General features: G+C 62.5%; 16 protein-coding genes. 3 read left to right on the top strand and 13 right to left on the bottom strand.

Features of this window, described 5'->3' with window-relative positions; translation table 11 throughout:
- Position 1: 1 nt before the first annotated feature.
- The gene (locus GQB03_RS09105) at positions 2 to 715 is read left to right on the top strand and encodes an ankyrin repeat domain-containing protein (protein ID WP_159687702.1); all 714 of its coding nucleotides are present in this window, start codon (positions 2 to 4) and stop codon (positions 713 to 715) included.
- A 41-nt stretch (positions 716 to 756) separates the two neighbouring features.
- Here GQB03_RS09105 and GQB03_RS09100 read toward each other — a convergent pair whose 3' ends face one another.
- The 7 genes from GQB03_RS09100 to GQB03_RS09070 form a co-directional block, all read right to left on the bottom strand.
- Entirely contained in the window at positions 757 to 2,583 is a 1,827-nt protein-coding gene (locus tag GQB03_RS09100) for a chorismate-binding protein (RefSeq protein WP_159687699.1), read from the bottom strand.
- A gap of 13 nt (positions 2,584 to 2,596) precedes the next feature.
- Positions 2,597 to 4,531 carry a B12-binding domain-containing radical SAM protein gene (locus GQB03_RS09095; protein WP_159687696.1) on the bottom strand — a complete coding sequence of 645 codons (1,935 nt, stop codon included), beginning with the start codon at positions 4,529 to 4,531 and terminating at the stop codon, positions 2,597 to 2,599.
- A 90-nt stretch (positions 4,532 to 4,621) separates the two neighbouring features.
- On the bottom strand, positions 4,622 to 4,819 hold the full coding sequence (locus GQB03_RS09090) for a hypothetical protein (RefSeq protein ID WP_159687693.1): 198 nt from the start codon (positions 4,817 to 4,819) through the stop codon (positions 4,622 to 4,624).
- Positions 4,820 to 4,821: 2 nt separating this feature from the next.
- The gene (gene fdhF, locus GQB03_RS09085) at positions 4,822 to 7,575 is read right to left on the bottom strand and encodes a formate dehydrogenase subunit alpha (protein ID WP_159687690.1); all 2,754 of its coding nucleotides are present in this window, start codon (positions 7,573 to 7,575) and stop codon (positions 4,822 to 4,824) included.
- Positions 7,572 to 9,197: an NAD(P)H-dependent oxidoreductase subunit E gene (locus tag GQB03_RS09080; protein WP_235026995.1), complete on the bottom strand. Its 1,626-nt coding sequence runs from the start codon at positions 9,195 to 9,197 to the stop codon at positions 7,572 to 7,574. The genes fdhF and GQB03_RS09080 overlap by 4 nt, the downstream gene beginning before the upstream one ends.
- 410 nt (positions 9,198 to 9,607) lie before the next feature.
- The gene (gene radA / locus GQB03_RS09075) at positions 9,608 to 10,987 is read right to left on the bottom strand and encodes a DNA repair protein RadA (RefSeq protein WP_159687684.1); all 1,380 of its coding nucleotides are present in this window, start codon (positions 10,985 to 10,987) and stop codon (positions 9,608 to 9,610) included.
- Positions 10,987 to 11,925 (bottom strand): LysR family transcriptional regulator, encoded by a 939-nt coding sequence (locus GQB03_RS09070; RefSeq protein ID WP_159687767.1) that lies wholly within the window; start codon positions 11,923 to 11,925, stop codon positions 10,987 to 10,989. Before GQB03_RS09070 ends, radA begins: the two co-directional genes overlap by 1 nt.
- Before the next feature lie 196 nt (positions 11,926 to 12,121).
- Between GQB03_RS09070 and lplT the strand changes: the two genes are divergently transcribed.
- Positions 12,122 to 13,372 (top strand): lysophospholipid transporter LplT, encoded by a 1,251-nt coding sequence (gene lplT / locus GQB03_RS09065; protein WP_159687682.1) that lies wholly within the window; start codon positions 12,122 to 12,124, stop codon positions 13,370 to 13,372.
- A gap of 23 nt (positions 13,373 to 13,395) precedes the next feature.
- Here lplT and GQB03_RS09060 read toward each other — a convergent pair whose 3' ends face one another.
- The 6 genes from GQB03_RS09060 to tsaB form a co-directional block, all read right to left on the bottom strand.
- Positions 13,396 to 13,899: a TPM domain-containing protein gene (locus GQB03_RS09060; RefSeq protein WP_159687679.1), complete on the bottom strand. Its 504-nt coding sequence runs from the start codon at positions 13,897 to 13,899 to the stop codon at positions 13,396 to 13,398.
- Positions 13,893 to 14,798 (bottom strand): TPM domain-containing protein, encoded by a 906-nt coding sequence (locus GQB03_RS09055; RefSeq protein ID WP_159687677.1) that lies wholly within the window; start codon positions 14,796 to 14,798, stop codon positions 13,893 to 13,895. The genes GQB03_RS09060 and GQB03_RS09055 overlap by 7 nt, the downstream gene beginning before the upstream one ends.
- Before the next feature lie 23 nt (positions 14,799 to 14,821).
- Positions 14,822 to 15,433: a LemA family protein gene (locus GQB03_RS09050; protein WP_159687675.1), complete on the bottom strand. Its 612-nt coding sequence runs from the start codon at positions 15,431 to 15,433 to the stop codon at positions 14,822 to 14,824.
- Positions 15,434 to 15,571: 138 nt separating this feature from the next.
- Positions 15,572 to 16,393, bottom strand: coding sequence for a uracil-DNA glycosylase (locus GQB03_RS09045; RefSeq protein WP_159687672.1), 822 nt, complete (start codon positions 16,391 to 16,393; stop codon positions 15,572 to 15,574).
- 17 nt (positions 16,394 to 16,410) lie between these two features.
- The gene (gene rimI / locus GQB03_RS09040; protein WP_159687669.1) at positions 16,411 to 16,863 is read right to left on the bottom strand and encodes a ribosomal protein S18-alanine N-acetyltransferase; all 453 of its coding nucleotides are present in this window, start codon (positions 16,861 to 16,863) and stop codon (positions 16,411 to 16,413) included.
- A complete protein-coding gene (tsaB, locus tag GQB03_RS09035) occupies positions 16,860 to 17,552 on the bottom strand; it encodes a tRNA (adenosine(37)-N6)-threonylcarbamoyltransferase complex dimerization subunit type 1 TsaB (RefSeq protein WP_159687666.1) in 693 nt (230 codons plus the stop codon). The genes rimI and tsaB overlap by 4 nt, the downstream gene beginning before the upstream one ends.
- A gap of 626 nt (positions 17,553 to 18,178) precedes the next feature.
- Between tsaB and ompR the strand changes: the two genes are divergently transcribed.
- Positions 18,179 to 18,907, top strand: a complete 729-nt coding sequence (gene ompR, locus GQB03_RS09030) for an osmolarity response regulator transcription factor OmpR (RefSeq protein ID WP_159687663.1) — start codon at positions 18,179 to 18,181, stop codon at positions 18,905 to 18,907.
- Positions 18,908 to 18,965: the final 58 nt, after the last annotated feature.

Raw genomic sequence — 18,965 nt, 5'->3', positions numbered from 1 at the left:
AATGCACCCGAAATCCGCCGCGCTCGCGGTCGTGCTGAGCCTGTCTGCCGCATTCCTCGCCGTCCCCCCCGTGTTTGCGGGCAGCTACGACGATGCGATTACCGCTGCGAGCCTCAACCGTGCGTATGAACTCTCGGGTCTGCTCGACCGCGGCATCGAGACGGACACTGCGGACGCCAACGGCAACACGCTGCTGATTCTTGCCGCGCGCGAGGGCAACATCGACGTGGTCAATCTGTTGCTTGAGCGCGGCGCACGCGCCACGCTCAAGAACAAGTCCGGCGACAATGCCTTGATGCTGGCCGTGCTCAAGGGGCATGAAGCAGTAGTCGATCGTCTGCTCGAAACCGGGGCACCGGTCAACCAGGGTGGCTGGTCGCCCTTGCTCTATGCGGCCTTCGAAGGCCGCGAGGGCATCGCCCGCAAGCTCATCGAGCGCGGAGCGAGCGTCGACGCGCGCGCGCCGAACCAGTCGACCCCGCTGATGCTCGCTGCGCGCAACGGCCACAAGACCGTGGTTCAGGTTCTGTTGAAGGCTGGTGCGGACCCTACCCTGGTCAATGAGAACGGGCTTACCGCGGCGGCCTGGGCACGTGCGAACAACAACACCGACATCGCCGAGCTGATCGAGGCGCGTACCGGTCCGACTACGGGAAAACCGGCAGCCGGTGGCGGCAATCCGGGGGGGCGAAAAATGAAGGTGCTGATCGAATAAGCGGTCCGGCCGGGCCCGCTGCCGCTGGTGCGGGGCAAGCTTCAGCCCCGTACCAACTGCGCTCGCAAGGGGCCGCGCAGTGCGTTGCAGACGATGAGCGCTTCGGCCTCGTCGAGCAGATCGAGCGGAATTGTTCGCTCGTTGGCCGCCAGCGCCGGATTTTCGAGCAAGACACTGCGCATGACGCCCGGCAACAGCCCCGCCGATAGCGGTGGCGTGAACCATGCCCCGCCGAGTCTCACGAAGACGTTGCTGCGTGCGCCTTCGGTAAGCTCGCCGCGCGCATTGAAGCACAGCGTGTCGAATGCCCCCTGCGCTTCGGCCAGCGCCAGTTCTGTATCGTAGCGGCCACGCAGGGTGACCTTGTGACGCAACAGCGGGAGTTCGCTGCCGATCGGCCGTTCGGCCAGCCTGACCCGCACAGGCGTTTCCGGCAGGGGCGCCAGCGGCGCGCTGCTAAAGCTGATGCCGCCATCGAAATCGAGCTGCAGGCGCAGGCGGTGGTCGATGTCCCGCGGCAACCGGACCAACTGTGCGGCCAGCTCCGCGCGCACCCGCGCCTCGTCGAACTCGAAACCGAGCGCGGCGGCGCTGCCGCCGAGCCGTTGCAGGTGGCGTGCCAGGTGAGGGATTGAAGCGCCGCGTACCAGCATGGTCTCGAACAGCGCGAAGCCGGGCGCGAGGCCGGTGAGAAAGTGCCCCTTCAGGCGGCATTCGTCGAACTCTTCGTCGGCATCGCTATCGATGACGATGCCTGCGCCGATTCCCATCTCTCCCTGCCAAAGACCGGGCGAGGCGTCGGGCTGCAAGGTAAGGGTGCGGATTGCCACCGAGAGGCAGAAGTCGCCGCAGCGCGCGCCCAGGGGAGGGCGGTCGAGCCAGCCGATGGCGCCGGTGTAGAGGCCGCGCGGCGAGGCTTCGAGCGCGTCGATGATCTGCATCGAGCGGTGTTTTGGCGCGCCGGTGATCGAGCCGCAGGGAAACAGCGCGCGCAGGATCTCGGGGAAACCGGTCTGCGCGTCGAGCTCGCCGGTGACCGTGGACGTCATCTGCAACACCGTCTCGAAATGCTCAACGGTGAACAGCTTCGGAACTTTCACACTGCCGGTGTGGGCAATGCGCCCAAGGTCGTTCCTGAGCAGGTCGACGATCATGAGGTTTTCGGCGCGATTCTTTTCATCCGCCGCGAGCACCGCAGCGGCCTCGGCATTCGCCTGTTCGCCACCGGGTACCGGCGCAGTGCCCTTCATCGGTCGCGCTTCGAGCAAACTGCCGCGCTTCTTGAGGAAGAGTTCGGGTGAGAAAGAGAGCACATGGCTCACCCGCCCCGCGCCCTCGGGCAACTGAATGAAGGCACCGTAGGCCACCATCTGGCGCGCACGCAGTCGCCGGTAGAGTTCGAGCGGTTCACCGTAGGCCTGCAGTCCGAGCCGGTAGGTGTAGTTGATCTGGTAGGTCTCGCCGTCACGGATGCGCTGGTGGATCGAGGCGATCGCGGCGTCGAAGCGCGCCTTGTCGATGTCGGGCCGCGCGGACAGCACGCCGCTCTCCCGCCCGCCGCCGAGCAGGGCGTCGCAGGCTGCGGCGTCGAGCAACGCGAGCTCGCGGAACAGCAGGACGGTGAGCGCCGAGCCGGTGTTAGCGGCGCGCATCGCATCGTCACGAAGCTGGAGCCGCACGCCCCACTCGTAATCGATCATCAGCACCGCGTGCAGCCCGCAGGCCAGATCGGCCTCCACCGCCTGCCACAGCGCGTTGAGCCCGGCGGGATCGGTGCAGCGGCGCAGGTGGCTGAAGCCGGTGTAATGACGGGAAGCCGGCGGATTGGCTTCGGCCAGCCGATCTTCGAGCAGGGCAAAGGCGTCCATCGACCGCAGGTGCTCAGGCGTGGGCGCTTCGGCGCGCTTCGCGCTGCGCCAGCGCGCGTTCGATGAAATTGCGCGCCACCCGTGGCCGCGGCAGCTTTCCGCTGAACCACTGGCGCACGTCGTGATCCAGCCCGATGCCATGCATGTAGTTGTAAAGCGCCTTGTTGAGCGCCTTGCCGAGTGCGTCATGGTCCGCGCCGACCGGGTCCTCGAAGCCGATGTCGTTCTTCGCGAACTTGCCCGGGGGCAGGGGAATGAGGCGCACGCCGTATTCGTCCGGGTTCATGCCCACCGGCGAGTGCACGGTGCATGCGAAGCGGTGGAAGAAACCCGACTGGATGCAGCCGGCCTCGAAGAGCTGGCGCACGTATTCGAGCGCGTCGACCGTGTCATGCACCGTCTGGGTGGGAAAGCCGTACATCAGGTAGGCATGCACCAGCACCCCGGCTTCGGCGAAAGCGTGTGTGACACGTGCCACTTGATCGACCGAGACGCCCTTTTTCATGAGCTTGAGGAGGCGGTCGGAGGCGACCTCCAGACCGCCCGAGATGGCGATGCAGCCACTTTGCGCAAGCAACTGACAGAGCTCGGGTGTGAATGACTTTTCGAAGCGGATATTGCCCCACCACGAGATCGCCACGCCACGCCGCACGAGTTCTTCGGCGAGCGCGCGCAAGGCTTTCGGCGGCGCGGCCTCGTCGACGAAATGGAAGCCGGTCTGGCCGGTTTCGGCGACGATCGCCTCGATGCGGTCGACCAGCAGGCTGGCGGATGCACCGTCGTAGCGCGAGATGTAATCGAGGCTCACGTCGCAGAAGCTGCACTTCTTCCAGTAGCAGCCGTGTGCCACGGTGAGCTTGTTCCAGCGCCCGTCCGACCACAGGCGGTGCATTGGGTTGAGCATGTCGAGCAACGACAGGTATTTGTCGAGCGGCAGCCCGTCCCAGGTGGGGGTGCCGACCTCGGAGAAGGGCACGTCGGGCTCGACCAGATTCACGTAGCGGACCTGACCATCGACGGCGTCGCGCAGGTAGGTTCGCACCAGCCGCTTGGCCGAGCGCTTGCCGGCAAGATGGTCGAGCAGGGCGAGCAGCGGGCGTTCGCCGTCGTCGAGCGTGACGTAATCGAAATAGTCGAAGACCCGCGGCTCGGCCAGCTCGCGCAGCTCGGTATTGACATAGCCGCCGCCGAGTACGGTGACGATATCGGGGTGAGTTGCCTTGATGGTCTGCGCGATGCGAAAGGCCGCGTAGACCGCGCCCGGGAAGGGCACCGAAACGAGCACGACCTTTGGGCCGTGGCGTGACAGCGCTTCGCGGGTGAGCGTGGCGAGGAACTCGTCGACCAGGTTCGTCGGCGCCGCGAGTGCATGAGCTAGCGGATCGAAACTTGGCTGACTCAGCGCCAGCGATTCGGCGTAGCGCACGAATTCGAAGCGGGCATCGACCGCGTCGCGCAGCACGTCGGCGATGTCGTTGAGATAGAGCGTGGCAAGATGACGCGCGCGATCATGCACGCCGAGCGCGCCGAAAGCCCAGGCGAGTGGATCGCCGCCGTCAGGATCCATGTAGGCGTCGAGCGCGTCGAAGCGCGGCCCTTCGGGTAGGAAGGTGCCGCTGCAGATGCGGTGGGCCAGTGTGGTGTCACGCCCTTGCAGGAATGAGATGGTCGGCGCGATCGAGACGCGGTAGGCGTCGAAGTGCTCGAGAAAGCAGTCGACGCTCTCGCTGCGTCTGCGGGCCGGCAGCGCCTCGGCGTGGACGCGGATCGCGTTGAGCCCGTCGCGCGACAGCAGCCGCAGCACCAGGGCGAGGGCGAGGTCTTCCTGGACGGCATCGAAACCGCGCGAACGCAGGAAGCCGGTCAGGTAGGCAGTCGACGGATAAGGCGTGTTCAACTGCGTCATCGGCGCGATGATCGAGAGGATTCGCGGGGGCGTATCTGGCATCGAAATAAGTGCCTGGTGGAACAAGCGGCAGTTCTACCACGGATGGGCCGGGCAGGGGCAAAGAGGGTACCGCGTGGGGGCGGGTAGTCCTCACCAGCGGATGCCGGTCGCCCAGGCGATCAGCAGTAGCGCGGTGAAGAACCACAGGGTTTTCCAGATTGAGGCGGGCAAACCCTTTCGTACGCGGCCCGGCTTCATCGGGTGCGCCTGCTCGAATCGCTCGCGCAGCCTCGCGATACGGAGCGTCTTTTCCTTTTCGGGAAGATGAAAGCGGTTCTTTTCGTTCATGATCACTCGTGAGACGGCTCGACGTGACTGACACGCAGTGCGCAGTACTTGAACTCGGGAATCTTGCCGAAAGGGTCGAGCGCGGGCTGGGTGAGCAGATTTGCAGCGGCTTCCACATAGCAGAAGGCCATGAATACCGAGCCACGCTGCACGCCTTCATCGGCACGCACCTCCAGCACGATGCTGCCGCGCCGGGTCTCGAGCAGCACTTGCCCACGATGCGCCGCGCCGAGCGCGCCCATGTCTTCGGGATGCATGCCGCACCAGGGGTGCGGATCGAGCGCGTCCAACACTTCGGCCCGACGCGTCATGCTGCCGGTGTGCCAGTGCTCGAGGACACGGCCGGTGATGAGAACCATCGGGTATTCGCTGTCGGGCAATTCCGCAGCCGGGAGCGGCGTCACGGGCACGAAGCGTCCGCGGCCGTTCGGTGTCGGGAAGCCAGTCTGGAACAGCACTGGCTGCGAGGGCGCGTCGACGGCGGGTTTGGGGGCGACCACCGCCCCCTCGGCTTCGAGTGCCGCCCAGGTGATGCCCGCATAGCTTGGCATCGCCTGGGCAAGCTCCGCGAAGACCTCGGCGGGGCCCGCGTAATCCCAGTCCAGTCCCAGGCGCCTCGCCATTTCCTGAATGATCCACCAGTCCTGGCGCGCCTCGCCCGGCAGCGGCAGCACCGGCCGGGCGAGCTGTACCAGCCGATCGGTATTGGTGAAGCTGCCGGTTTTTTCATAGAGACTCGACGCGGGCAGCACCACGTCGGCGAGCATCGCGGTCTCGGTGAGGAAAATGTCCTGCACCACCAGATGCTCCAGCCCTGCGAGCGCAGCACGCGCATGGGCCAGATCGGGGTCGGACATGGCCGGATTTTCGCCTTCGATGTACATCCCTCGAATGCGCCCGGCGCTCGCCGCATCGATGATTTCAACCACCGTCAGACCCGGCTCGACGGGCAGGGTCGATCCCCACAAGGCCTCGAAGTGCGCACGCACCTGTGGGTCGGCGGTACGCTGGTAGTCGGGGAACATCATCGGGATGAGACCTACGTCGGAGGCGCCCTGGACGTTGTTCTGGCCGCGCAGCGGGTGCAGCCCGGTGCCGGGGCGACCGATCTGGCCGGTCATGAGCGCCAGCGCGATCAGGCAGCGGGCGTTGTCGGTGCCATGCGTGTGCTGCGAGATACCCATGCCCCAGAAGATCATGCTGTTCGGTCCGCGGGCGTAGGCGCGGGCCACTTCGCGCACCGTCTGCGCATCGATGCCGGTAATCGGTGCCATGCGCTCGGGCGGGTAGCGCAGCGCGGCGTCGCGAAACGCCTCGAAGCCTTCGGTACGGGCAGCAATGAAGGCGGGGTCGGTGAGCGCCTCCTCGATGATCACACAAGCCATCGACAGCAGCAGCGCCACATCCGCATCGGCCCGGAACTGCAGCGTGCGCCAGGCGTGGCGTGCCAGCGGCGTGCGACGCGGATCGATCATCACCAGCCGCGCGCCGCGCTCTGTCGCGTTCTTGATGAAGCTCGCGGCGACCGGATGGTTGGCCGCCGGATTGGCGCCGATGACGATGATCAGGTCGGCGAACTCGACATCGCGCACCGGATTGGAGACCGCCCCCGAGCCGATGCCTTCGAGCAGCGCCGCGACCGAGGAAGCATGGCAAAGGCGGGTGCAGTGATCGACGTTGTGGGTGCCGAAACCGGTCCGCACCAGTTTCTGGAACAGGTAGGCCTCCTCGTTGCTGCCCTTGGCGGAGCCGAAGCCGGCGAGCGCGTGCGGGCCGTGCGTCTGCTTGATGCGGGCGAGGCCAGCGGCAGCGAAATCCAGCGCCTCGTCCCAGCTTGCTTCGCGAAACGCGGCGAGCGGATTGGCCGGGTCGAGCGTGACCGACTTGGGCACACCGGACTTGCGGATCAGCGGTGCCGTGAGGCGCTGCGCATTGCGGCTGTAGCTGAAGCCGTAACGGCCCTTGACGCACAGCCGGCCGGCATTGGCGGGCCCGTCGCGCCCCTCGGCAAAGACGATGGTCTGCGCCGCCCCTTCGCCACCCACGTGGTAGCTGAGCTGGCAGCCCACGCCGCAATACGGGCACAAGGAATCGACAGATCTGGTCGGCGTAGGCGGCGCCTGTGAAAGCGTGGCCGGAAGCAGGGCGCCAGTGGGGCAGGCCTGCACGCATTCGCCGCAGCCGACGCAGGTCGAGCTGTTCATGGTGACGTCTAGATCGAAGACGATCTTTGATTCGGCGCCGCGGCGGGCGTAGCCAATCACGTCGTTCACCTGCTCTTCGCGGCACGCCCGCAGGCAGCGGGTGCACTGGATGCAGGCGGCAAGATTGACCGCGATGGCGGGGTGGCTCGCATCGGCAACCGGCTGCTTGCGCGCTGCGAAACGGCTTTGGCCGACGCCGAGTTGCTTGCACCATTGCGCGAGCTCGGAATCCGCCTTCTCGCTTGCTGGGTCGACGTCGGCACGCAGCAGCTCGAGCACCATCCGCTGCGAGGCGAGGGCACGCTCGCTTGCGGCCTTGACCTTCATCCCGGGGGCAGGGGAGCGGCAACAGGACGGGGCGAGCACACGTTCGCCTTCGATCTCGACCACACAGGTGCGGCAGTTGCCATCGGCACGCAGGCCGTCGCTGAAGCACAGGTGAGGAATCTCGACGCCGGCGCGTCGTGCCGCGAGCAGGATGGTCTCGCCCGGCGCCGCGTCGATGTTACGGCCGTCGAGCTCGAATACGATGGGGGTGCGGGTATCGCTCATGCCTCGTCCTCCTGCGCGGCACCCACTTCACGCGGAAAGTAGTGCAGCACACAGCGCATCGGGTTGGGCGCAGCCTGGCCCAGGCCGCAGATCGATGCATCCATCATCGCACTGCCAAGCGCTTCCAGCAGAGGGGCATCCCAGCGCGGCGCAGCCATGAGAGCGGCAGCCTTGACGGTGCCAACGCGGCAGGGGGTGCATTGTCCGCAGGATTCGTGGGCGAAGAACTGCATGGCATTTTCTGCGAGGACGCGGGCCTTGTCGTGCTGCGAGAACACCACGATGGCGGCAGAGCCGATGAAGCAACCGTAGGGTGCCAAGGTATCGAAATCGAGCGGCACGTCGGCGAGGCTGGCCGGCAGGATGCCGCCCGAAGCGCCGCCCGGAAAGTAGCCGTACAGTTCGTGACCGGGCAACATGCCGCCACAATGTTCGTCGACCAGTTGACGCAGGGTGATGCCGGCATCGGTGACGACCACCCCGGGTTTTGCCACCCGACCGCTGACCGAGAAACTGCGCAACCCCCGTCGGCCGTTGCGCCCGCGCTTCTCGAGCCAGTCATAGCCCTGGAGCAGACTCGTTTCGACGATGTCTCGCACCCACCACAGGGTTTCCGGGTTATGGACCAGGGTGGGGCGGCCGAACAGGCCGACTTCGGCGACATAGGGCGGACGCAGCCGCGGCATGCCGCGCTTGCCCTCGATCGACTCGATCATCGCGGATTCCTCGCCGCAGATGTAGGCACCGGCACCGCGGCGCAGCTCGATCGGCGGCAGATCCGGCCACGCGGCGCGCACCTTTTTCAGTTCGGCGAGCAGCATGTGGCGTAGAGCCGGGTATTCGTCGCGGATGTAGATCCAGATCGCTGCGACATCGACGACCCGGGCGGCAATCAGCATGCCTTCTATGAAGCGATGGGGGTCGCGCCCCAGGTAATGCCGGTCCTTGAAGGTACCGGGCTCGCCTTCATCGATATTCACCGCCATGTTGCGCGGCGCCGGCTGCGCCATCACCGTGCGCCACTTGCGCGCGGCCGGAAAACCGGCGCCGCCGAGACCGCGCAGGATGGCGGAATCGAGTACCTCGAGGATCTGTGCGGGCGTGTGCTGGCCACCACGAATCGATTCATACAGCGCATATCCGCCGCCGGCAAGGTAGGCGCCGAAATCGATGATCTGCGGTGCGGGCTCTTCGTGTGCACCTGCATTTACCGCATCGATGATTTTCTGTGGCGTTGCCTCCATGACCGGATTCCGGGCGACCACGGCCACAGGTGCGCTATCGCAGCGACCGACACATGGCACCCGCTGGACACGCACGCTGGGGCCCAGTCGCGCCTCCAGATCGGCCGCAAGCTCGGCTGCACCATGCAGCGTGCAGCTGAGCGAATCGCACACCCGCACAGTGAGCTGCGGCGGCTCACTACCTTCCGCGACGATATCGAAGTGATGGTAGAAGCTGGCCACCTCGTAGACCTCGGCACGCGACATCCCGAGCGCTTCGGCCAAGGCCGCGAGGTGATCGGCAAACAGGCAGCGGTGCTGATCCTGGAGACGATGCAGATACTCTATCAATCGGTCACGCCGCGGCGCATCGTCACCAAGCACATTCTGTGCAGCCATGCGCGCCGACTCCGAAAGCGGCGGTACATTCGGCCCACGATTTCCAGTACTTCGGCGTTGTTCCCTGGTCATTTCCGTAATCCGCTTCTGCCACAAAAACCGGGCACGAAAGACGATCCATTCGTGCCGGCGGGCTGCGTCGCCCAAAGGGCGCGCGATGAATGATGGAATCTGCACGGATATCGCGCGTGGTTCAAGTCACGGAGCCTGCAACTCCGGTTTGCAATTTGTGGCCAAGCGGGAAATAGACCGCGACGCGCAGAAGCTCGGTTCCGCCTCATGTCATGTACGTGAACCCTGCGTGAGTGATCCAGCGGCCCATTCTTCGGCGTCCTTAAGTCTTCATAATCTTTATTATGTAAACTTATAATTGTGATGCGGATTTGCCAATCCCGTATTGATGGAAACCATCAGTCGGCGTTATCGAGTTCACGCACGCGCGCCAAAGCGTCGTCAAGGCGCTCCACGGCGATGACGTTGAGACCCGGCAGTGACTGTTTCGGCGCGTTTGCGGCAGGAATCAACACGGTGTCGAATCCGAGCTTCGCCGCTTCCCTCAGGCGCTCCTGTCCGCGGGGTGCCGGACGTATTTCGCCTGCCAGGCCGACTTCACCGAAAGCGGCGAGACGGCGCGGCAAGGGTTCGTTACGAAGCGATGAGACGATTGCCAGCAGCACCGGCAAGTCGGCTGCCGGTTCACTGATCTTTACGCCGCCCACTGCGTTCACGAAAACATCCTGATCGAAGCACACGACGCCCGCGTGACGATGTAGCACCGCGAGCAACATCGCGAGACGATTCTGCTCGAGCCCGACGGACAATCGGCGAGGACTCGGGCTGTGGGCGGAATCGACCAACGCCTGAATTTCGACCAGCAGGGGCCGGGTACCCTCCTGCGTTACCAGAATGCAGGAGCCGGAGACCTGCTGGGAGTGCTGGGAAAGAAAAATCGCCGAAGGGTTGCTGACACCGCGCAGACCGCGGTCGGTCATCGCAAACACGCCAAGTTCGTTGACCGCTCCGAATCGATTCTTGAATGCGCGGATCAGTCTGAACGTCGAATGTGTGTCGCCCTCGAAATACAGAACAGTGTCGACGATATGCTCCAGAACCCTGGGACCGGCAAGCGCACCATCTTTGGTGACATGCCCGACCATGATCAGGGTCACGCCCTGCTGTTTGGCGTGTCGCGTAAGTTGTGCTGCACATTCGCGCACTTGTCCGACGGAGCCCGGCGCCGACTGCAGGTTTTCGGAGTACACCGTCTGAATTGAGTCGATCACCGCGACCTTGGGTTTCGTCTCGGTCAATACGCCAAGAATGCGCTCGAGACTGATCTCCGGAAGAATCTGAAGTCCGCCGGGGATCAACTGGAGCCGTTGTGCGCGCAACGCGACCTGCTCCGCCGACTCTTCGCCGGTTACGTAAAGCGTGGGAAGCCTGTCAGCAAGGACACTGAGCGCCTGCAACAGCAGGGTGGATTTTCCGATGCCGGGATCGCCACCGATCAGGACAACACCGCCGGGGACGAGACCGCCACCGAGGACGCGGTCGAATTCGTCGATGCCAGTCGGAACGCGTGGCGACTCACGAGGTTGGATCTCGGCGAGCACCCGCGGGCCGCTCGACGTACCGGCGATCGAGGCATAACGATGCCGTGACGTGCCGCCCTGCTCCGCCGGGCCTTCGACGAGCGTGTTCCACGCACTGCAATGGGGACATTGCCCCTGCCAGCGAGGTGTCTGTCCCCCGCAATCGGAACAGGTAAAGACCGATTTCGTCTTTGCCATCAGGCCGGTCTGGCCGCTGCGGCTTTCTTGTCGAGCACCTCACCCAATTGCTGGAGGGTCTCGGTTGCGAAGTCGGCAAATGTGACGATAAGGCGTGACCGGAAACGGTCCTTGGGAAAAATGACTTCGAGGGGCGTGTAAAGCGGGGGATCGAGCGGTATTGCCACGAGCAGTTTTTCACACAGATCGCGCTGGATGGCCGCCCTCGACGCAATGCCAAAACCAAAGCCGTCCCGGACCAGATGCTTTACTGCGGCAAGGCTTCCGAGTTCCGCCGCGATGGCGAGATCTTCCGGCCCGAAACCCGCGGCCTCGAAATAGCTCTCGGCGAGATCGCGGATGGCGTTGCCGGGCTCGCGGGTAATGAATGGATGCTCCGCCAGGGTTGGGGCGTCGAGGCGTTCATGGGCCGCGAGCGGATGATCCGGGCGACAGATCACCATCAGGTCGTCCCTGCCTGCAGTGCGGCGTTCAAGGGTTGGATTGTCTGTGACGATCTCGATCAGGCCGAGGTCGAGTTCGCGCCCGGCGACCTTCCCTTCGATGTAAGCCGAATTGCCAACCATCACCCGTGGAATTACCCGCGGATAGAGGCGCTTGAAGCCCTCGAGCAGATGCGGCAGCCAATAGGCGGCAATCGTGGTGCTGGTACCCACGTTGAGCGTGCCGGCGAGCTCGTCGGTCAGCTCCGACACGCGTGATTCGAGTTCCTCGTTGAGGGTGAGGATACGCTCCGCGTAATCGAAAACGATCTCGCCAGCCGGCGTGAGCCCGAGCTTGCCATGCCCCCGCTCAAGAAGGCGGGTGTCGAAGTGTTCTTCGAGCTGTTTGATCTGGAACGTTACTGCAGGCTGCGTCATGAACAGCCGTTCCGCTGCGCGGGTGAAGGAGCCATGTTTCACTACTGCATGAAACACTTGGAGTCTGCGGTCTGCCATGTCGGTCCGATTAAATAAGTACGGTTTATCAGTCCGATTGCACCACAAATCCTGCCCGCAGCACACCATCACCGAGGACTTTTTACACCTTTGGTGCGGATAACTGCGCGACGCTTGCTGTACTTCAATCACGCCGACGCAGTCTTCGTGTTATAAACCGCGCTTCCGTAACCGCTCGACGGCCCAAAACCAAACAATGCCGCTCGGTTTCTACATCATCATGGCAGCGCAGTTCTTCTCGGCGCTGGCAGACAACGCGCTTCTCATTGCGGCAATTGCCCTGCTGCGTGACCTTCATGCGCCAGCGGAGTACGAGCCGCTTCTCAAGCTGTTTTTTACCGTTTCTTACGTTGCGCTCGCGGCTTTCGTCGGTGCATTTGCCGACTCGATGCCAAAGTGGCGTGTGATGCTGATCAGCAATACGGTCAAGATCGGCGGCTGCCTGATGATGTTCATGGGCCTGCATCCGCTCTTTGCGTATGCGATCGTGGGTTTGGGCGCTGCGGCCTATTCACCGGCGAAATACGGAATTCTCACCGAGTACCTGCCGCATCGCTTGCTGGTGGTCGCCAATGGATGGATCGAGGGACTTACCGTCGGCGCCATCATCCTTGGGACGATGCTGGGAGGGGCGTTGATCCAGCCGGCCTGGATCGATCCGCTCGTGGCGCTCGGCCTGCCGTTTGTGGATAACCGTTTCGAGTTCAGCATCGCGGTTGTCGGGCTGCTTTATCTGATTGCGGCGGGATTCAATTTCTATATCCCCGATACCGGTGTCGATCACAAGCTGCTCAAGAACAACCCGATATATCTGCTCCACGACTTCAACCATTGCCTTCGCCTGCTTTGGCGCGACAAGCTCGGGCAGATTTCGCTCGCGGTGACCACGCTTTTCTGGGGCGCAGGTGCAACACTGCAATTCATCGTTATCAAGTGGGCCGAACATGCGCTCCAGCTCGACTTGTCAAAAGCCTCGATGCTTCAGGGAGTTGTTGCTGTTGGTGTAGCGATCGGGGCGATTCTGGCCGCAAGGCTGGTGTCACTGAGGAATTCAGTGCGGGTCATTCCGATGGGGATCGCGATGGGGGTGGTCGTACTGTCGATGACACTCGTCACCAATGCCGGCATCGCCATGGTGCTGATGGTCCTGGTCGGTGCGCTTGCCGGTTTCTTCGTCGTGCCGATGAACGCACTGTTGCAGCATCGCGGTCATATCCTGATGGGCGCAGGCCATTCGATTGCTGTGCAGAATTTCAACGAGAATCTGTCGATTCTCGTCATGACGGGGCTCTATGCGCTACTGATCGCCTCAGGACTGGCGGTCAATGTCGTAATCATCGCATTTGGCCTGTTCGTTGCGATCACGATGTATTTCATCAAGCGGCTTCATGATGCCAACCAGCGCGAGTTCGATTCGGTGAGGTTGCTTGACGACGTGAAGCACTGAACCGGTTTGCGTTGGAGTGTGATCTAAAGCAGCACGGGCCGATCCGGTAGTTCATTGGGATTGCGCGGATATGCCGGGAAATGACGCCGCAGTATCTGGCCAGCCATCCGTACAGCGTTGACAGAACCTTCGGCGTATTCGCTTCGCGCATAGGCCGTTTCCATGCTCCTGCAGATCTCGTCCCACTCCCGTTGCTCCACCCGCGCGGCAATTCCGCGGTCCGCAATGATCTCGACGCGATGGTCTACCAGCTGGACGAAAATGAGAACGCCACTGTTCTCTTCGGTGTCCCATACGCCGAGTTGAGCAAAGGCTTCGAGTGCCCGCTGATGCACCGTGACGCCAGCAAGCAGCTCACGTGCTTCGATGACCGATTCCACGGCGAAGCGAATCTCGCCCCGATGTTCGCGCTCCGACTCCTCGATGGCCCTTTCGATCACATCAAGCACGTCCGCCTTAAAATGTCGTCGTGCCAGCCAGTCGGGGGTGACCAGGTGAGTAAGGACCCGTTTCCATTTGCTTACCATCCGCCCGACGCCCCTCCTCCTCCGAACCCGCCACCACCACCAGACCATCCGCCCGAACCGCCCATCGAACCACCGCCCCCGCTTCCGCCGATCCAGGGCCCTGCCCTTCCTCGGCCGCCGAGGCCGCCACCACCCGCTCCCATGGTGAGGATGAAAATAAGTGAGAGCGCAGCCGCGATGAGCGCGACGAAGAGGGTTCCGGTTATCAACCAGGCCGCAGTGCCGACGAGGCCCGCCGTGATCGTCGAGCCCAGAATGCGGCCGAACATCGATTTCAGTATGGAGCCCAGGAAAATGCTCGCGACCATGCCGATGACGAAAAACTCCTCGAGGCCCAGACTTTCATTTTCGGACCGGCTTGGCGTCGAGGGTGGTGGCAAGTTCTCACCCTTGATGAGACCACCGATCGCGTCTACCGCCGCGATCAATCCGCCGGCATAGTCACCCTGCCTGAATGCCGGAGTCATGCGTTCTGCAATGATCCGCTTGGCAATTGCGTCAGGAATGGCACCTTCCAGGCCCCGTCCGACCTCAATACGCATGCGTCGATCGTCGGCTGCGACCAGGATCAGCACCCCGTCATCGATATCCTTCCGACCCAGTTTCCAGGCATCGGCAACTCTGATTCCGTACGCCTCTATGGGCTCAGGCTGAGTCGTTCGGACCGTCAGTATCGCGACCTGACTACCGCTCTCCGCCTCGATCCCCTTGAGGCGCTCGTCGAGGGTTGTGCGCTCGGTGGCGCTTAGCAGACCAGCAAGATCGGTGACCTGTTCCCGAAGTGTGGGGACGGGTTGTAGTTCCTGCGCGCCCGCAACCGAAACAAAAAACCACAGCAGTACGGAAAAAGCACGGTACGCAAACCGCCGGTACGAGCTCTGCGACGTGAGGTGCAACACTTTGAGAGTGGACCTTCAGCCGATCAATGTTCCGCTGGCGTCGGCGCAGAACCGAAATTGACCTTCGGTGGTTCGCTGATGGCCTGTTCGTTATCGACGCTGAAATTCGCTTTTGGTTTGTAGCCGAACATCATTGCCGTCAGGTTGTTCGGAAATGTCCTGACACCGACGTTGTAGGTTTCTACCGCCTTGACGTAGCGTCCCCGCGCAACCGTGATCCGATTTTCGGTACCCTCCAACTGGGCCTGCAGATCACGGAAATTCGCATCCGCCTTCAGGTTTGGATAATTTTCGGCCACCACCAGCAAACGGGACAGGGCACTCGTCAGCTGCCCCTGTGCCTGCTGAAACTTCACGAGCGCCTCCGGATCATTGAGCAATTCAGGGGTGACCTGAATGCTGCCCACCCGGGAGCGCGCCTCCGTTACCTGGGTAAGCACTTCGCGTTCGTGCGAGGCATACCCCTGCACGACGTTGACCAGATTGGGGATCAGATCGGCACGACGCTTGTACTGATTCAGTACTTCCGACCATGCTGACTTGACCTGTTCGTCATTTACCTGAATCTGGTTGTAGCCACAGCCTCCGAGGAGTGTCGATACAAGGGCAAGCACGGCCCATAGCCTGACGCGCATGATGAATCCTCTTGATTATTGACCTGTCCCGCGTTCCGAGTAACGGCGCGTGAGTGGCCTGATTGTAGGCGCGGGGCCGGTTGCCGTGGCGGCTCCCGCTGTAAAAATTCGTCCTTCCATCGCGAACTCGCCAGCAGACTAAACCTGCGGCGGAACCAGACGCCGAGCCAGACAGAGGTCGGCCCATGCCTTTGCCTTATCATGCTGGTTACGCAAAAGGTAGGCGGGATGATAGGTGACGATCAGCGGAATGCCCGCGTAGTCGTGTGGTACGCCCCGTTCGGCGGAGATCCTGATCTCACGATTCAGCAGCACCTGGGCTGCCGGCCGGCCAAGGGCAATAATGAGCTTCGGCTGCAATAATGCGATTTGTCGTGCCAGAAAGGGGTAGCACGCCGCGAGTTCCTCGCTCGCTGGCGTGCGGTTTCCCGGCGGGCGACATTTGACCGCATTAGCGATGTAGATACCCTTGTTGCGGGACAATCCGATTGCGCCGAGCATCGCGTCCAGCAACTTTCCGGCTTGTCCAACGAAAGGCTCGCCTTTCCGATCCTCCTCCGCCCCCGGCCCCTCTCCGACGAGCAGCCAATCCGCGTTTCGATCGCCGATCCCAGGCACTGCCATATTTCTTCGCTCGCACAGCACGCAAGCGTTGCAATCCCGTATTGCCTGCTCCAGATCAGGCCAATCGAGCATCGCGACCCGCGATGCGTTGCCTTGCGCATTGCTCGCGACGGAATCACCTGTCGGAACTGTATTCTCCTGTGACGTCGGCCGAGGCATACCGCCACGTTGTTTCAATTCCGTCGTGTATGTCGACACCGACGAGGGGGGCGCCTCGTTGCGTGGTGAATCGTTGTCGGCCGGAGACACGCGCATCTCTTCAGGCCTTGCGATGAGTTGATGATCGGGGACGCCACGTAAACGCCAGATGGGGCCGAGTCCCATCTCGCGAAGCATCGATTCACGCACTCCTTTCAAAGTTGTCGCCTCATCACAATCGCATCCTCGCGAGTTTTCAGGCCAGGGTAATAAGCTTTGCGACGACCGACAGGTTCGAAGCCGTTGCGGCAATACAGGGCCAGTGCCGCTGCGTTCGACGGCCTGACCTCCAGAAACATCTGACTTGCGCCGCGTTCTACCGATACGTTAAATAGATGCTGGAGCATCGCCTGCCCTACGCCGCGACGCTGAGCGGATGTGGTCACACTTATATTCAGCAGATGGGCTTCATCGAGCACCAGCATCAATACCCCATAGCTCACCCGCTCCGTGCCATCGCGCCCGATCCAGCAGCTGTATCCGGCACCGAGAGAATCGGCAAAATTCCCTAACGTCCAAGGATGGCTGTGCAAGGTGGATTCAGCAACGCTGACCCAGTCGAGGTCATCGGTTGACATGGGCTCGAATTCGAGCAGCGCCAAGGTCATGCCTTTCCGCCCTGCGCGAGACGCTCTACGGTGGTGCGGGCGACTTTATCACGTACGTACAGTGGGGCCGCCAAGGCCGGATCAATCGCGGCCGCCGCGTAACGCCGATCAGCGGCCAGCCGCGCGATTTCATTTGCCCTCGGAGTGCGATCGTCGAAAATGCTTACCAAACCCGTGAATATCCCAGGATTCAGCGCGCCCCGATGGGCCTTGAACGCAGAGCCGATCCCGCTACAGACGGACCCAAGAACGGGTTGCCAATTACTGGGCGAGACGCATTCGGGTTCCCCCAACGGGAAGGGAATACCTTTGCTGCATCGAAAGTGTGCCCAGTAAAGCTCCCCCATTCGCGCGTCCATTGCGGCAATGACCTCTCCTTCCTGAATCTGGGCTGCCAGTGCATCGAGTGTCCCGATCGGCATCACACCGATTCCCGCGCCCATGGCTAGTCCTTGGGCGATTCCGCACCCCAGCCTCAATCCGGTAAACGCACCCGGGCCGGCGCTGAAAGCGATGCCGTCCAGATCTTCAAGACGACAGCCCGCAGCAGCAAGAAGCGAATCAATCCGTTCGATGGCCGAGGCGGACTGGGCAGGGCCAGATTCGAGCGGCACGCTCTGCACTTCGCCGCAGTACTGCAACGCAACACTGCCGGCTTCTCCGGACGTTTCCAAGGCGAGAATCTTCATTCGGCAATTGTAGCCTGCCGGCCGTCTCCGTCGCTGCGCCGATCGATCTACTGCGGACCGTTGCGCCTCGTCGAGCCGTTCTTGCGCCTGCTCTTGTTCTTGTCGTAGACATCACGTCCCGCGTCGCCAATGTCTTTTCGAAGACTCCGCCGCTCTTCGTCACTGAGTCGGTTGCGGCCGTCTTCGACCTTGCCGCCCCCCCTCTGCGGACGCTGGTCCAGTGTCCGTCTGATTTCGGCGCGACGGTCCCGCTCACTCTGAGCCGGGACAAGCGATGTTTCCGGATAGACTGAATCAGGTTGCGCGGCTTGAGCAGATCTGAACGGCATCTGGATACCCAGCCCCGCGAAGACGATAAAACCGAGGATACGAAACCAGCAACGGCAATATTTTAAAGGCGGCAAGACGCAAACTCCGTGCGGGCGAACTTGGGCGACGGGACTCAAGGCAAGCGACAAGCTTAGCGACTACGACCCGGATGGTGAACGTTCGATCCTGCACACCCTGATTGGACTGTAAGTAGTTGTAAGCAGAGCCACCGCTACTTACGAAGCGTTACGCTGCGTGCCCGTGCCGACTCAATAAGGCGCTTGGCACGAAGCTCGGTGCCCGGCTACGATGCTCGAATGTCAAGACATCGCTATCGAATTCTCCTGGTCGACGACGATGCCAGGCTTCGTGATCTGCTCAATCGCTATCTCAGCGAACAGGGCTTTTCCGTGAAGGCCGTGGCGGATGGCGTCGCGATGGATCGCGCGTTGCACCGGGAACACTACGATCTGATGGTGCTCGACCTCATGCTCCCGGGCGAAGACGGATTGGCTATCTGTCGCCGTTTGCGCGCGGCTGAAAACACGCTGCCTATCGTGATGCTTACAGCCAAGGGCGACGATGTTGACCGTATTGTCGGGCTTGAGATGGGGGCAGACGATTACCTGCCAAAGCCGTTCAATCCCCGTGAGTTGGTAGCCAGGGTCAATGCTGTGCTCAGGCGCCAGCCGCAGTCGCCACCGGGGGCTCCTACCGTCGATGACGAAGTCGTGGCCTTTGGGCGTGTTGAGGTCAATCTTGGTACGCGCACGCTGAGCCGCGACGGTGAGGAGCAGCCACTCACCACCGGCGAATTCTCTCTCCTCAAGGTGCTTCTGCAGCACCCTCGACAACCATTGTCCCGTGACAAGTTGATGGAGATGGCCCGTGGCAGGGAATACGAAGTCTTTGATCGCGCGATCGACGTGCAGGTGTCCCGTCTTCGCAAGCTGGTGGAAGAAGACCCGTCGAAGCCCCGCTACATTCAGACCGTCTGGGGTTTCGGCTACGTTTTTGTTCCGGATGGCTCGAAGGACACTGACTGACGCGTGCGGGGTCAGCCTCTTGCTCTTCGTTCCCGCAAAGCGCGATTGATGTCTTTAT

This window comes from Cognatazoarcus halotolerans (assembly GCF_009800965.1).
Classification (GTDB): domain Bacteria; phylum Pseudomonadota; class Gammaproteobacteria; order Burkholderiales; family Rhodocyclaceae; genus Cognatazoarcus; species Cognatazoarcus halotolerans.
Note: the sequence above shows the minus strand (reverse complement) of the source record. Positions and strands in the feature narration are given on the sequence as shown.

Bases quoted from the DNA above. Each gene is read 5' to 3' on its own strand.
- GQB03_RS09070 (WP_159687767.1), bottom strand. From the start codon at position 11,925: ATGGCAGACCGCAGACTCCAAGTGTTTCATGCAGTAGTGAAACATGGC.
- GQB03_RS09100 (WP_159687699.1), bottom strand. From the start codon at position 2,583: ATGGACGCCTTTGCCCTGCTCGAAGATCGGCTGGCCGAAGCCAATCCG.
- tsaB (WP_159687666.1), bottom strand. From the start codon at position 17,552: ATGAAGATTCTCGCCTTGGAAACGTCCGGAGAAGCCGGCAGTGTTGCG.
- GQB03_RS09090 (WP_159687693.1), bottom strand. From the start codon at position 4,819: ATGAACGAAAAGAACCGCTTTCATCTTCCCGAAAAGGAAAAGACGCTC.
- GQB03_RS09050 (WP_159687675.1), bottom strand. From the start codon at position 15,433: ATGCGCGTCAGGCTATGGGCCGTGCTTGCCCTTGTATCGACACTCCTC.
- GQB03_RS09060 (WP_159687679.1), bottom strand. From the start codon at position 13,899: ATGGTAAGCAAATGGAAACGGGTCCTTACTCACCTGGTCACCCCCGAC.
- GQB03_RS09105 (WP_159687702.1), top strand. From the start codon at position 2: ATGCACCCGAAATCCGCCGCGCTCGCGGTCGTGCTGAGCCTGTCTGCC.
- GQB03_RS09080 (WP_235026995.1), bottom strand. From the start codon at position 9,197: ATGGCTGCACAGAATGTGCTTGGTGACGATGCGCCGCGGCGTGACCGA.
- rimI (WP_159687669.1), bottom strand. From the start codon at position 16,863: ATGACCTTGGCGCTGCTCGAATTCGAGCCCATGTCAACCGATGACCTC.
- ompR (WP_159687663.1), top strand. From the start codon at position 18,179: ATGTCAAGACATCGCTATCGAATTCTCCTGGTCGACGACGATGCCAGG.
- GQB03_RS09045 (WP_159687672.1), bottom strand. From the start codon at position 16,393: ATGCTTCGCGAGATGGGACTCGGCCCCATCTGGCGTTTACGTGGCGTC.
- GQB03_RS09095 (WP_159687696.1), bottom strand. From the start codon at position 4,531: ATGCCAGATACGCCCCCGCGAATCCTCTCGATCATCGCGCCGATGACG.
- radA (WP_159687684.1), bottom strand. From the start codon at position 10,987: ATGGCAAAGACGAAATCGGTCTTTACCTGTTCCGATTGCGGGGGACAG.
- lplT (WP_159687682.1), top strand. From the start codon at position 12,122: ATGCCGCTCGGTTTCTACATCATCATGGCAGCGCAGTTCTTCTCGGCG.
- fdhF (WP_159687690.1), bottom strand. From the start codon at position 7,575: ATGAGCGATACCCGCACCCCCATCGTATTCGAGCTCGACGGCCGTAAC.